At 63.2% G+C, this 12,621-nt stretch carries 11 protein-coding genes and 2 pseudogenes; 4 read left to right on the top strand and 9 right to left on the bottom strand.

All coding sequences use genetic code 11. From position 1 onward, the window contains the following. Positions 1-23: 23 nt before the first annotated feature. The 9 genes and pseudogenes from BAY1663_RS11175 to BAY1663_RS11135 all read right to left on the bottom strand — a co-directional run bounded on the left by BAY1663_RS11175 (position 24) and on the right by BAY1663_RS11135 (position 9,452). Complete coding sequence (locus BAY1663_RS11175) at positions 24-683, bottom strand: YCF48-related protein (protein ID WP_256206690.1); 660 nt, start codon at positions 681-683, stop codon at positions 24-26. Between the two features lie 566 nt (positions 684-1,249). Next, positions 1,250-1,756, bottom strand: a pseudogene (locus tag BAY1663_RS25960) (methyl-accepting chemotaxis protein); the annotation flags it as partial. A gap of 351 nt (positions 1,757-2,107) precedes the next feature. Then, a pseudogene (locus BAY1663_RS25955) lies at positions 2,108-2,416 on the bottom strand (HAMP domain-containing protein); the annotation flags it as partial. An 899-nt stretch (positions 2,417-3,315) separates the two neighbouring features. Then, the gene (gene dmpG, locus BAY1663_RS11160; RefSeq protein ID WP_037040737.1) at positions 3,316-4,332 is read right to left on the bottom strand and encodes a 4-hydroxy-2-oxovalerate aldolase; all 1,017 of its coding nucleotides are present in this window, start codon (positions 4,330-4,332) and stop codon (positions 3,316-3,318) included. Between the two features lie 10 nt (positions 4,333-4,342). Further along, on the bottom strand, positions 4,343-5,284 hold the full coding sequence (locus BAY1663_RS11155; RefSeq protein WP_037040651.1) for an acetaldehyde dehydrogenase (acetylating): 942 nt from the start codon (positions 5,282-5,284) through the stop codon (positions 4,343-4,345). 30 nt (positions 5,285-5,314) lie between these two features. Continuing rightward, positions 5,315-6,109 (bottom strand): 2-keto-4-pentenoate hydratase, encoded by a 795-nt coding sequence (mhpD, locus tag BAY1663_RS11150; RefSeq protein ID WP_037040649.1) that lies wholly within the window; start codon positions 6,107-6,109, stop codon positions 5,315-5,317. Between the two features lie 354 nt (positions 6,110-6,463). Then, the gene (locus BAY1663_RS11145; protein WP_037040645.1) at positions 6,464-7,321 is read right to left on the bottom strand and encodes an alpha/beta fold hydrolase; all 858 of its coding nucleotides are present in this window, start codon (positions 7,319-7,321) and stop codon (positions 6,464-6,466) included. 16 nt (positions 7,322-7,337) lie between these two features. Continuing rightward, positions 7,338-8,288 carry a 3-carboxyethylcatechol 2,3-dioxygenase gene (gene mhpB, locus BAY1663_RS11140; RefSeq protein WP_037040644.1) on the bottom strand — a complete coding sequence of 317 codons (951 nt, stop codon included), beginning with the start codon at positions 8,286-8,288 and terminating at the stop codon, positions 7,338-7,340. 327 nt (positions 8,289-8,615) lie between these two features. Further along, entirely contained in the window at positions 8,616-9,452 is an 837-nt protein-coding gene (locus BAY1663_RS11135) for an AraC family transcriptional regulator (protein WP_218186659.1), read from the bottom strand. Positions 9,453-9,734: 282 nt separating this feature from the next. On the opposite strand from BAY1663_RS11135, the gene BAY1663_RS11130 reads away from it, so the two are divergent. The 4 genes from BAY1663_RS11130 (at position 9,735) to BAY1663_RS11115 (ending at position 12,442) form a co-directional block, all read left to right on the top strand. Continuing rightward, a complete protein-coding gene (locus BAY1663_RS11130) occupies positions 9,735-10,331 on the top strand; it encodes a cytochrome P460 family protein (protein ID WP_037040642.1) in 597 nt (198 codons plus the stop codon). 91 nt (positions 10,332-10,422) lie between these two features. Then, the gene (locus BAY1663_RS11125) at positions 10,423-10,956 is read left to right on the top strand and encodes a cytochrome P460 family protein (protein WP_256206689.1); all 534 of its coding nucleotides are present in this window, start codon (positions 10,423-10,425) and stop codon (positions 10,954-10,956) included. Positions 10,957-11,073: 117 nt separating this feature from the next. Further along, positions 11,074-11,709, top strand: coding sequence for a nitroreductase family protein (locus tag BAY1663_RS11120; RefSeq protein WP_037040637.1), 636 nt, complete (start codon positions 11,074-11,076; stop codon positions 11,707-11,709). A 250-nt stretch (positions 11,710-11,959) separates the two neighbouring features. After that, positions 11,960-12,442: a carboxymuconolactone decarboxylase family protein gene (locus tag BAY1663_RS11115; RefSeq protein WP_256206687.1), complete on the top strand. Its 483-nt coding sequence runs from the start codon at positions 11,960-11,962 to the stop codon at positions 12,440-12,442. The last annotated feature ends 179 nt before the right edge of the window (positions 12,443-12,621 follow it).

Here is a 12,621-nt window from a genome sequence, read left to right as displayed (position 1 = left end):
GCCACCGGCTACCGGCAGCGCTCTCACGTGCCAGGACAGGTTGCGCTCATCCAGGTTGCCGGCCTGCCATTGCCCGCCGTCGCCGAGAGCCCAGCGGCCCAGGCGCCGGTGACGAACCAGCGCCGCTGCTCGGCCAGCCAGGCCACGTCGAACAGGTGCTCGGCGAGCCCAACGTCATGGGCCTCCCAGCTCTGGCCGCCGTCGCTGGTTTCCAGGACCGTGCCTTCCAGGCCGACGGCCATGCCGTTGCGGGCATCGCGGAAAGCCACCGCCATAAGCGAGGCGCCAGTGCCGCCGTCGATGTCGTGCCAGGCCTGCCCATCCAGGTCGCCGAGCACGATCCGGCCGAACTCGCCGACCAGTACCAGACGGCCGTCGTCGAGGATCGCCACGTCGTTCCAGGCCACGTCTTCTTCTTCGCGCAGGCGTTGCCAGGTCACGCCGTAGTCCCGGCTGATCAGCAACGCGCCCATCTCGCCACTGGCGATGGCCAGGCCATCGGCGCCGATACGTACGCGATTGAGCTTGTTGGCGATCTCGGAGCGCGGGACGTCGCCGGCCCGCTGCCAGCTGGCGCCGCCGTCGCGGCTGTAGAGCACCACGCCGCCATTGCCGACAGCCACGGCATGCCTGGCGTCCCATGCAGCGATGTCCTGCAGCGTATGGCGGGTGCCGCTGGGCAAACGGCTGGTGCTGCCGTCCTGCGCGATCCTGAGGATCTTGCCGTAGCTACCGCGGCAAGCAGCTCGCCACCGGGTAGCTGGGCCAGCCCATAGAACTGGTCACGGCTTTCCAGCGGCGCCGGGTCGATGGTGCTGCCCACCGGCTGGGGACGAATGAAGATGCCAGCCCAGAGCAAGGTGGCGATGATCATCCACGGCAGTACCGCCATGAAGAGTTTCAGCAACCGTGCAGCGGGCGTCGGAGTAGCCGCCTGCGCAATGCTGAGTTCGCGAGTAACGAGGTTCGACATGAGACTGATCCACACGTTGGTCGCCGCCGGGAAATCTGCGGCGAGGCAACGTGACATTAGGTCTCCGTACCCGCGGGGGACTATCCGTGGACTGCTCGGGTTATCCCCCCAGTGCAGGTTAATGATCCTGATCAAGTTTCGAGCATGGCGGCAGCGCGGCAATCTTCCGATTGCCACGCAAAAAACACTTATATTTCAATTGGTTATTGATAAATAACCGAATGACGACGACACCACGCCCCGCGCAGAGGATGCGCGGCCGCCGGCCGGGAGGCGTCAGAGCCGGAAGCGGCTCACCAGGGCGTTCAGGCGCGTTGCGCTGGCTTCCAGGCCGTCGCTGCGCTGGCTGACCGCCCCGGCGCTCTGGGACGAGCGTTCGGCGGAATCGGCGATGCTCACGAGGCTGCGTGAAAGCAGGTCGCTGGTGGCGGCCTGTTGCTGCGTGGCGGAGGCGATCTGCTGACTCATGCCGCGCAGCTTGGCCATGATCCGGGAGATGCTCTCCAGTGCCTCGCTGGCTTGCCGGGCACTGGCTATGTTGTCCAGCGAACTGCGCCGGCTCTGCTCGATGATATCCACGACACGGGCGGTGCGCTCCTGGATGAGATGGATGCTGGCGCGGACCTCCTCGGTGGACGAATGGGTCCGCCGCGCCAGCGCCCGTACCTCATCGGCGACCACCGCGAAGCCCCTGCCCTGCTCGCCCGCCCGCGCCGACTCGATGGAGGCATTGAGGGCAAGCAGATTGGTCTGGTCGGCGATGTCGCTGATCACCGCGACGATGGTGCCGATGGACTGGCTGGCCTCGCCCAGCTGGGCCGCCAGGGTCGAGACGTGCTCCAGCGTGTCGGCATCGTCATGGATCGCTGCCACCAGCCCGGAGACCTTCTCCTGGCCCAATGCGACCGCCTGATCGCCCTCCCCCGTGGCGACGGCTGCCTGCCCGGCATTGCCGGCGACCTCATCGACGGTCGCGGCCATCTCCTGCATGGCCGTGGCCAGTTGGCCGACCTCGTCACGCTGTGCATCGACCGAGCGTTCCGCGCTTCGGCTTTGGGCATGCAGCTCCGTCGAGATGCCTTGCACGGCCTGGCTGGTACCGTTGATTTCACGCACCAGTTCCCACAACGTCTCCAGGAACCGGTTGAACTCGCGGGCAAGATTGGTCAGCTCATCGTCCCCGCGTATCGGCAGGCGCGCGCAGAGATCGGCGTCGCCGGTGGCCAGCTCGTGCACGGCCTCCACCACCCGCTGCAGCGGCCGGGCCAGGGCCCGGCCCAACAGCACCACGGTGATCGCAAGCACCAGCGATGCGAAGATCCCGAGCAGGATCAACTGCAGGGCCAGGGTCTTCACTCCACCGAGCAATGCGGAACTCGGTAGCGCCAGCCCCAGCGACCAGGGCGTGACGTCAGCACCGATCGCCACCGGCGTCACCAGCATGAAGACCTCTTCGGACATGGCCGGCGAATCGAAGCGCAGGGTCATGCCCTGGCCCTTGCGGACCGACTCGATCACCACCTCGAAGTAATCGCCAAGAAAGTCGCCTTCGGTGTCCTGTTGCCGTTTGCCCACCCGGCCAGGATCGGGATGTGCCACCAGCGTGTTGTCGCTGGCGATCAGCGCCGCCACGCCCACATCCAGTGGCCGCAAAGCCGCTACCTGCTGCTGCAGTTGGACGACATCCAGGCCGACGCCCAGGGTGCCCACCACCTGTTGCCCCGCCAGCACGGGCATCAGCAACCCGATGACCTGGCGGTCGTCCAGTGCCAGCAGGGGGATGACCTGTACGCTGGCCGGGCCGGCCTGCCCCATCCGCGCCAGAAGCGCTTCGCGCTGTGGCTCCAGGCCCGGATGCAGGTGCTCGCCGCCGCGCAGCCAGAGGACGCTGCGGTCCGTCCCGCCCTGTCGCGGCACCCACCATACTGCCGAGGCGGAATCCTGGGACCGAAGCAGGGATTCGGCGATCTGGTCGGCAATACGCCGGTCCGGCAATTCCCCGTCGATCATCTCGCTACCCAGCAATCCGGCGGTATTGCGCAGGGCGTGCAGCGAGGCGTCGAAAGACTTGGAGATTTCCGCCGCCTGTTGTCGGGCGACGGCATTCACAGCCACCTCGGCCAGCGCTTCCGTCGAAGACTTGCCGGAGTAGTAGACCAGCAGCACGGTCGCCAGATAGATCAGCAGCATCAGCGGCAGGACGGTGAAGAGCAGCTTGTTCTTCATCGACAGGTTGGACAGCATCAACAGCACCTCGTCCGAATCAACCGGCTCGCGGCGGGCCCGGCAAGTCACGGAAAATAAAAAAACGCCGTGCAAGCACGGCGTAAAGGAGCATCTCGTCAGGGCCGCTGCTCGAGCAGGTCCAACGCGACATCGACGATCATGTCTTCCTGCCCGCCGACCATGCGGCGCCTGCCCAGCTCGACCAGGATGTCGAGCGTCTTGAGCCCGTACTTGGCGGCCGCGACTTCGGCGTGGCGCAGGAAGCTGGAGTACACACCGGCATAACCGAGCCCCAGCGTCTCGCGATCGACTCGCACCGGGCGGTCCTGCAGCGGACGCACCAGGTCGTCGGCCGCATCCATCAGGCGATACAGGTCGGTGCCGTGGTTCCAGCCCAGGCGCTCGGCGGCGGCGATGAACACTTCCAGCGGCGCGTTGCCGGCCCCGGCGCCCATGCCGGCCAGGCTCGCATCGATGCGGTCGCAGCCCTCTTCCACCGCGACGATGGAGTTGGCCACGCCCAGGCTCAGGTTGTGATGCGCGTGCATGCCGGTCTGGGTTTCCGGGTTCAGCACCGCCTTGAATGCGCGCATGCGATCGCGCACGTCGTTCATGTTCATCGCCCCGCCGGAATCGGCCATGTAGACGCACTGGGCGCCGTAGTCCTCCATCAGCTTGCCCTGGCGAGCCAGTGCCTCGGCCGGGATCATGTGGCTCATCATCAGAAAGCCCACGGTGTCCATGCCCAGGTTGCGGGCATATTCGATGTGCTGCCTGGAAACGTCGGCCTCGGTACAGTGGGTGGCCACGCGTACCGAACGCGCGCCGGCGTCATAGGCGGCCTTGAGGTCGTGCACGGTGCCGATACCCGGCAACAGCAGGACGGTCAGCCGGGCGTGCCGGACCACGTCGGCCGCCGCCTCGATCCATTCGAGGTCCGAGTGGGCGCCGAAACCGTAGTTGAAGCTCGAGCCCTGCAGGCCATCGCCATGGGTCACTTCGATGGAATCCACCTTCGCCTCGTCCAGCGTGCGGGCGATGTCCTGCACGTTCCGGATCGAGTACTGGTGGCGGATCGCATGGCTGCCATCGCGCAGGGTCACGTCGGAAATGTAGAGTTTCTTGTCGGTCATGCTCATGTCCTCAGCCCTCGGCATTCAGCATTCGTGCGGCCATCCGCTCGGCGGTGGCCAGGCCGGCAGAGGTCATGATGTCGAGGTTGCCGGCATAGGCTGGCAGGTAGTGGGCCGCGCCCTCCACTTCGAGGAACACGGAGGTCTTCAGGCCGGAAAAGCGCCCATGGCCCGGGATGTTCAGCGGCGCGCACTCGGGAATCACGTCGAATTGCACCTTCTGCTTCAGGCGATAGCCCGGCACGTAGGCCTGTACCGCCCTGGCCATCTCCTCGATGGAGGCCTCGACCGCCGCCTGGTCGACCGCCTCGGACAGCACGAACACGGTGTCGCGCATGATCAGCGGGGGCTCGGCCGGGTTCATGACGATGATCGCCTTGCCCTTGGCCGCCCCCCCGATCACTTCGATGGCCTTGGAGGTGGTCTCGGTGAATTCGTCGATGTTGGCGCGGGTGCCTGGGCCTGCCGACTTCGAGGCGATGGAGGCGACGATCTCAGCGTAGTGCACCCTGGCCACGCGGGACACCGCGGCGACCATCGGGATGGTTGCCTGGCCACCGCAGGTGACCATGTTGACGTTGAGCCGGTCGACGTGTGCCTCGCCGTTGACCACCGGCACGCAGTACGGGCCGATGGCCGCCGGCGTCAGGTCGATCAGGCGGATGCCCGGCTTGATCGCGCGCAGGAAGGCATCGTTCTTCACGTGAGCCGAGGCGGAGGTCGCATCGAAGACGAAGTCGATGTCCGCGAACACCTCCAGCCGCGCCAGGCCTTCCACGCCTTCGTGGGTGGTGGCCACGCCCAGGCGCTGCGCCCGGGCCAGGCCGTCGGAGTCGGGATCGATACCGACCATGGCAGCCATTTCCAGGTGCCGGCCATGGCGCATGATCTTGATCATCAGGTCGGTGCCGATATTGCCGGAACCGACGATGGCAACCTTGAGTTTGTTCATGAAGATGCTCTTTGCTGTAGGGCTTGCCGATCACTCGGCGGAGAAAGTCGCTGCGACCTGGCCGACGCCCTCGATCACAGCCTCGAAACGATCACCCGGATTAACCCCGACCATCGGTCCCAGGGCACCGGTGAGCACGATGTCGCCGGCGCGCAGCGGCTGGCCCAGGCGGGCCATGGTGCGTGCCAGCCAGACGGCGGCGTTGAGCGGATGCCCCAGGCATTCGGCGCCGCTACCGGTGCAGACCAGCTCGCCGTTGCGGGTCATGCTCATGCTCGCCTTGCGCAGATCGACGCCCGCTACCGGCAACGCCGGCCCCCCCAGCACGAAGCAGCCGCTGGAAGCGTTGTCGGCCACGGTATCGACGAAACGGATATTCCAGCCCTGTACCCGCGAACCGACGATCTCCAATGACGGCAGGACCCAACCGGTGGCCTCCAGCAGCTCGGCGAAGGTGGTATCGGCCCGGGGCAGGTCGCGGTGCAGGATCAGCGCGATCTCGGCCTCGATCTTCGGCTGCATCACCCGACCGAAGGGCACGGTCTCGTTGTCGCCATAGCACATGTCGGCGAACAGGGTGCCGAAATCCGGCTGGTCCACGCCCAGCTGCGCCTGCACCTTGGGGTTGGTCAGGCCGATCTTGCGGCCCACCACGCGCCGGCCGGCGGCCTCGGCATGGGCCACGTTCAGGCGCTGAATGGCATAGGCCGCCTCGCCGGCATCCTCCCCTATGCGCTCACGCAGCGGCGTGATCGCCTCGCCGCTACACTCGGCCGCACGCAGGGCCGCAGCCAATTGTTCGAGAATGTCCTGGGTCACGCTCATATTCACCTCGTGTTCACCGCATCGCTCCCGCAGCAGGCAAGCCCGACCGCCGGAGGCGCGAAACCTGTTGATGCCGATGCTAGGAAATGCTCGCCGCCGGCGGCGCTCCCGCCAGCTACGGCGTTATCCCGCCAGCGCAATAAGTTGGGCTCTGCCCGAGTTGGCCGTTGCGGATAGACGTATCCCTGTAGGAGCGGGCCAGGCCCGCGAATATTCCGGCGCGCAAAGCTTGGCGGGCACGGCCCGCTCCTACGGACGCTCAGAACAGCTCGACACTTCGAGCGACACGCAGTTGGGACAGAACCATGAGTTCTTTCCGAGAGCGGCACCGGCCCGCTGGCATCGGGTGCCGGATCAACTGCCGAGGAAATCCGCCACCAGGCGGTTGAAGCGCTCGGCATGCTCCCACTGCACCCAGTGGCCGCAGTTGTTGAATACATGCAGTTCGCTGTTGGGGATGCCGGCGACCAGGCGCAGCCCGGTATCCATGGGCACGAAGCGATCGTTCCGCCCCCAGATCACCAGCGTTGGCGCGGCGATCTCGCCCAGGCGCATGGAAACATCGGGAAACTGGCGCGGATTCACGGCCAGGCTCTGGGTGAAATTCTCCAGATGGTCGCGGCGCAGAAGAATGTTCTCCAGGCGCCCGGCAATCAGTTCCGGCGTCAGGTCGCGGGTGTCGTAGACGAAGATGTCCATCATCTGCTGCAGATTTTCCTGCGTCGGCTCGCGATACACCTTCTGCAGCAGCTTGATGCCTTCGGTCGGCATCGGCACGAAGGGGCTTGCGCCACCGGTTCCGCCCCCCATCAGCACCAGGCGGTCGATGTGTTGCGGATAGGCCAGCGCAAAGGCCACGGCGCTGTGGCCACCCATGGAGTTGCCGATCAGATGCGCGCGGGAAATCGCCAATTGATCCAGCAGCCCCTTGAGCACGCGCGCATTGAGCGCCGAACGCGATTCGCTGCAGACGATGCTATCGCTCTTGCTCCAGCCGGGGCAGTCCATCAACAGCACGCGGAATCCGGCCGCGACCAGGGGCTCCACGTTGCGACTGAAGTTGGACCAGCCACTGGCTCCGGGACCGGAGCCGTGGAGCATCACCACCACCTCGCCGCCCTCGCCGCAGTCGTGATAGTGGACGTTCAGGTCGACGCCCTGATCCTCGATGCGGGCAAAGCGGCTGGTGGCGGTTTCGCTGTACTGACTCATGGCATATCTCCCGGTTTCAATCTGGCTCGACCCGACTCGCGCTCAGCGAGCCGAAACCGGCAATCCACTCGGGAACCGGGCGGTAATAACGGTCGCTGGTCTGGTAAGGGCCATACATCGACAAGGCAGCGAAGGCCGCCACCCAGGTCTTGATCTCATGCGTGGACTTGCCCGCCAAGGCCGACAATTCGGCGTTGCTCATGGCATCCAGCTCGCCCAGGCGCCCCTGCTCCAACAGGGTGATGAAGTGCTGATCCCAGTCGGGATTGAGGGGATGCAGCGACTGCTGGTCTTCGGCGAACCGCTGCGCCGCGAGAATCACCCGCTGCGTACGTGCTTCGCGCTCATCGGCCGGCAGATGCCGGCCACTGCCCTTGAGCCGGTCCGCCATAAGGCCTTCGACCTTGGCCAGCTCCGGCACCGGCGGCTGATGCGACAAGCCTCCGGAACCGAGCAGCAGGACACGCTTGCCCAGCGTGCCTGCCCAGCGCCCGATCGCCTCGCCCAGCAGGCGGGCCCGCTGGAAACTCGGCAGCGGGGTCGCCAGCGAATTGATGAAGACCGGGATCACCGGCACGTTGCGCAGGCCACCCACCAGCATCTCCAGCGGCTGCGCGGCCCCGTGGTCGAGCTGCATGCGATAGGACACGGCGCTGTCCACCCCGGCGTCCAGCACGGACGCTGCACAGTTTTCGGCAAGCTCCTGCGGTACCAGCAGCGCTCCGGCGAGAGTGCCGAAATCGCCGATGGCGTGGGCCGCCATGCCGATGCAGAACGACGGCATGACATCGTAGAAAAAGCCGTTGTAGTGGTCAGGGCTGAAGAGGATCACCAACTCCGGGTCGAACGCAGCGATACGCTGGCGTGCCGCGGCGATGACGCCATCGACCTCGTCGAGTACCGCCGGGGCGGGGTCCACGTGCCCCATGAGCGGGGTATGGGATAGGCAATGCAGATAGACGGTCATGTCTCGTACCCAGTCAATCCCGGCCCGGCAACAGTCCGGGCCGCTCGTTGGGTCCAAGCGTAGAAAAGGCACTACCGGCGAGCACTCCCATGAGGGCGCGCTTTATCCGTAAAGCGCATAAAACGCTTTTGAAATGCATCGGTACGTTCACGCCAGATGCGCCGCGAGAACGCTACATCGCGGATTCGGGCAACGACTCTGCAGGCAGCAGAACCAGCAGCGCCAGCACCGATGATGACGCCGTTACCGGCTGGTTATGCGGGAAGGTGAACTTCCGATGTTCTGGCGACGATTACGTGCTCTTTTCGAAACCACTATTTTTTCCTATCACCGAAAACGTACGGCGAAAGCCACTGGGGTCCATGCCGTAAAGTTGCTAAACGCCAGAGAGAAATTACTTCTGCTGGAAAATCCGGCTCGCTTGGCGACCTCGGCGACTGGAAGTGCTGTCGTGATCAATAACTCACTGGCACGACGCAACCTCACCAGTTTGACCAGACTCATCGGCGATTGCCCGAAGGCGCGCTGGAATGCGGCAGCAAACGCCGAACGACTCATCCCTGCAATCAGCGCGAGACTGTCTACCGTATAGGCGACGGCAGGCTGCTCAAAAATAGCGAGTAAAGCACGGCTTAGTCGTGTATCCGCCATGGCAGCCAACCAGGGTAATGGCGAGGGATCACGCTCAATCCAGCGCCGCAGCGCCAGTACCAGGCATTGCTTGAGCAATGCCTCGGTCAGAACACGCGAGCCGACGCCTGGCCGGGCCGACTCAGCCAACAACATGACAAACTGGTCTCGCAATCCGCCGCTGCCGCCAAAGTGCACTACCAATGGCTTTCCCAGTGAGCCGAAAGGATCCACCCCACCAGCCAATCCGATACGAAGCTCACCGCACGCCGTAGTAATGCCTTGCAGGCCTTCGCCGGCGATTAGCGTTGGCACGGATTCCTGTGACGACACTCCGCACACGCGCGCCCGGTATTCAAGCCGCACCGGTTTTATCGCGGCGCTTTCAAGGTGGTAAGCAACCCCAGGTGGCAGAAGTACGAAACTGTGTGGCTCGAGTTGAATAGGCGGTCCGCCATGAACGCCAGTGTGCCAGCACCCTCCAGGCAGTAATGCAAACTCGCCGTCTTGCAGGAATCGAAGCGCATTCCCCAACCGTTACGTATATCGCAAACCGTGAAATGGGTTACGCCGATATCAAGAACAGCTAGCAATTGATCCAGGATCACATGCGCAGACAAGGGCGATTCGGACATGAGCGATTATTCAAGCGACCAGAATAAGAGAAGGACGATTATGAAAGCACCCCAAACATGAATGCAATTCGACAAATACGATTAAAAATTCTGGACGAATCAGAACCAATTCGAGACCAAAAAGTACGCATGCAAAACTACGATGAAACTCCAACTATTCGTGGAAGAAAGGAGAAAGCCAATGCGTACTCCCTTACTGATTGCCACCGCGATTTCCAGCGCCCTTGCCATGACAACCGCACATGCCCAGTCTCCATCCGATAATGGCAACGTACAGGCAAGAGAACGCTATCTTCCCGAATACACGAAATCAGGCGAGTTGCTTTTGCCGAAGAATTTCAATGAGTGGATCTTCGTCGGCTCACCGCTTACGCCCAACGGACTCAACGACGGGAAGGCCAACTTCCCGGAATTCCACAACGTCTATATCGAGCCCGGCTCGTACGAAATCTACAAGAAAACCGGTGAGTTCCCGGAGGGAACGATCTTCTTCAAGGAACTGCAGCTGACCATCCCGGGCGAGAACCCGGATGGATCGCGCACCGAAGCCTCCGGACGCGGCTATTTCCCAGGGAAATTGAATGGCGCCGACGTGACTGTCAAAGACTCCAAGCGCTATGCCGATACCGGCGGCTGGGGTTACTTCAACTTCAATCACCATGAGCCGAAGGCAGCAACGGCCAAGGCGAAACCCAAAGAAGAGTGCGCGTTCTGCCACATGGCGAGCGCCAAGAAAGATGATGTCTGGACACAGTTCTACCCGCTGCTTGACAAGTGAAATCGTCAGCAAACGTCATTGGTCAACCAACACGAGGAACTGTGCCATGAGAATAGTCGGTGCCCTAGGCGTCGCGCTGGCAGGATTGTCCATGATGGTCTTCGTCACTGCCTACGGGCAGAGTGATATGCGCACACCCTACGAAGAAACGACTGCAACCGTTGTCGACGACAAGGGAAATATAAAAGTCCCTGCCGACTATCAGACCGCTTATCAGATGCTGGGTACTTGGGCGGTGGCCGCAGACGCAGGCCCGGGCTCAAAGGAGATGCACGTGGTCTATGCATCTCCCGGAACCATCGACGCATACCGCAAGGCCGGGCACTTTCCCGATGGCGCCATCCTCGTGAAGGAAGTGTTCAAGACGACCACCCAACCCATGACAACCGGAACGGTAAGCAGTGCCGGCACCCGCGCTGGCTGGTTCGTCATGGTGAAAGACGACATCGGCCGATACCCCGCAAACAAGCTGTGGGGCGACGGTTGGGGCTGGGCCTGGTTCGATGCGGCTGATTCCATGAGGACCACATCCACGGACTACAGGAAGGACTGTCAGTCCTGTCACGTGCCGGCACAAGCGTCAGACTGGATCTACACCCATGGCTATCCACCCCTGAGCCGATAAACGGAGCGAGGTGTCGCTGCTTCGCAGCAATCCCGGACACGCCGCACAAGCTCGGGCGACGCCTGCCCACTGGAGCCCCTTACGAAGTAATCGATCCGTTCGCCCAGAGGAATGACCATGACCAATGGAACACCCCAGATCAATGCCGTCATCGAATGTATCTTGGGCCGAAGCGCCGCCAAGTATTACGACCCTGCTGCCACCTTGAGCGACGACCAGATTCGCGAACTGGTGCGAATCGGTACCGCCGCACCGACATCCTTCCACTTGCAGAACTGGCGCTTCATCGCCGTGCGCACGGCCGCTGCCAAAGCTCGGCTGAGCCCGATCGCTTGGAACCAGCCGCCGATCACCGAAGCGGCCGTTACCTTCATCGTTTGCGGCCAGTTGGCCGATTCCAGCGTAATACCGGAACGTCTTGCTCCATTGGTCGAAGCAGGCGTCATGGCAGCAGCGATGGTGCCGGAATGGGAAATCCCCGCGAGACAGCTGTACATGGAATACCCGCAGCGTCAGCGCGACGAGGCAGTACGCACCGGCACCTTCGGCGCGGCGGCGATGATCTACGCGGCCCGTTCGCTGGGCCTGGGCTCCACGCCAATGATCGGATTCGATGCCGAAGCGGTGCACCGCGAGTTCGGGCTGGCCGAGAACGAGGTGCCGGTCATGCTGCTGTCCGTAGGAGCGGAGCGTCCCGGGAACTGGCTGCAGAAGCCGCGCCGCCCGGTGGCCGAAGTGTTGGACTTGATCTAGGCGGTGTCACCGCAGCAATGATCGCGGCGAACGAGCAGACGGCAGCCAAGGGGAAGACGACCACCAGATATTTCCCGCTTGACGGCCTGATCAGCCTCGCCCCACGACCTGGGTGCGAGATAAGCCGAGGAACGCTCCCGACGTGGACTTCCCCCACTTAGAAAACCCGTAACTTACGGAGACTACGATGCCAAGAGCTGCAGCGCTGAAACCGGAACATATTCCGGCTGATTCGAAACCGACCCTCGATATGTTCACCAAGAACATCGGGTTCACCCCAAATATGATGGCGACCTTCGCGGCGAGCCCGATTGCGTTCAACGCATGGGCCACCCTGCTCGGCTCCCTGAGCAAGGCGCTCGACGTGAAGACGCGTGACAGCATCGGCCTCGCCGTGTCCGAAGTGAATGGCTGCAACTACTGCCTGATGGTTCACAGCTTTACTGCCGAGCATATGGCCAAGCTGCCGGCCGATGAAATCATTCTCGCCCGGACGGGCCGTGCCAGCGACCCGAAGCGGGACGCCGCCGTCCAGTTCGCGCACAAAATCATCGAGACCCGCGGCCAGATCGGTAATGCCGATCTGAAAGCCGTCCGCGATGCCGGCTACACGGATGCGAACGTCATGGAGATCGTCGCGCTGGTAGCCATGTACTCCCTGACGAACTTTTTCAATAACGTGTTCGATCCCGAGAAGGACTTTCCTGCCGTTACGCCGGCGGGTTCGGTCTGAACCCTACACCGTCGCATCGACCATCTCCGAATGGTCCTGGCACATATCATCCGATGCGAACGCAATACCGTAGCCCAAGCCTGAACACGCCTGGCTTTTTTCGTAATGCGCCTATCAGGAAAACGTGGCCGGTTCGACTACCGCTTGAATCCTGCCCTCAAATGCCTAGGGAAACCCTG

It is taken from the genome of Pseudomonas sp. BAY1663 (assembly GCF_000582595.1).
Lineage (GTDB): Bacteria > Pseudomonadota > Gammaproteobacteria > Pseudomonadales > Pseudomonadaceae > Stutzerimonas > Stutzerimonas stutzeri_AF.
Note: the sequence above shows the minus strand (reverse complement) of the source record. Positions and strands in the feature narration are given on the sequence as shown.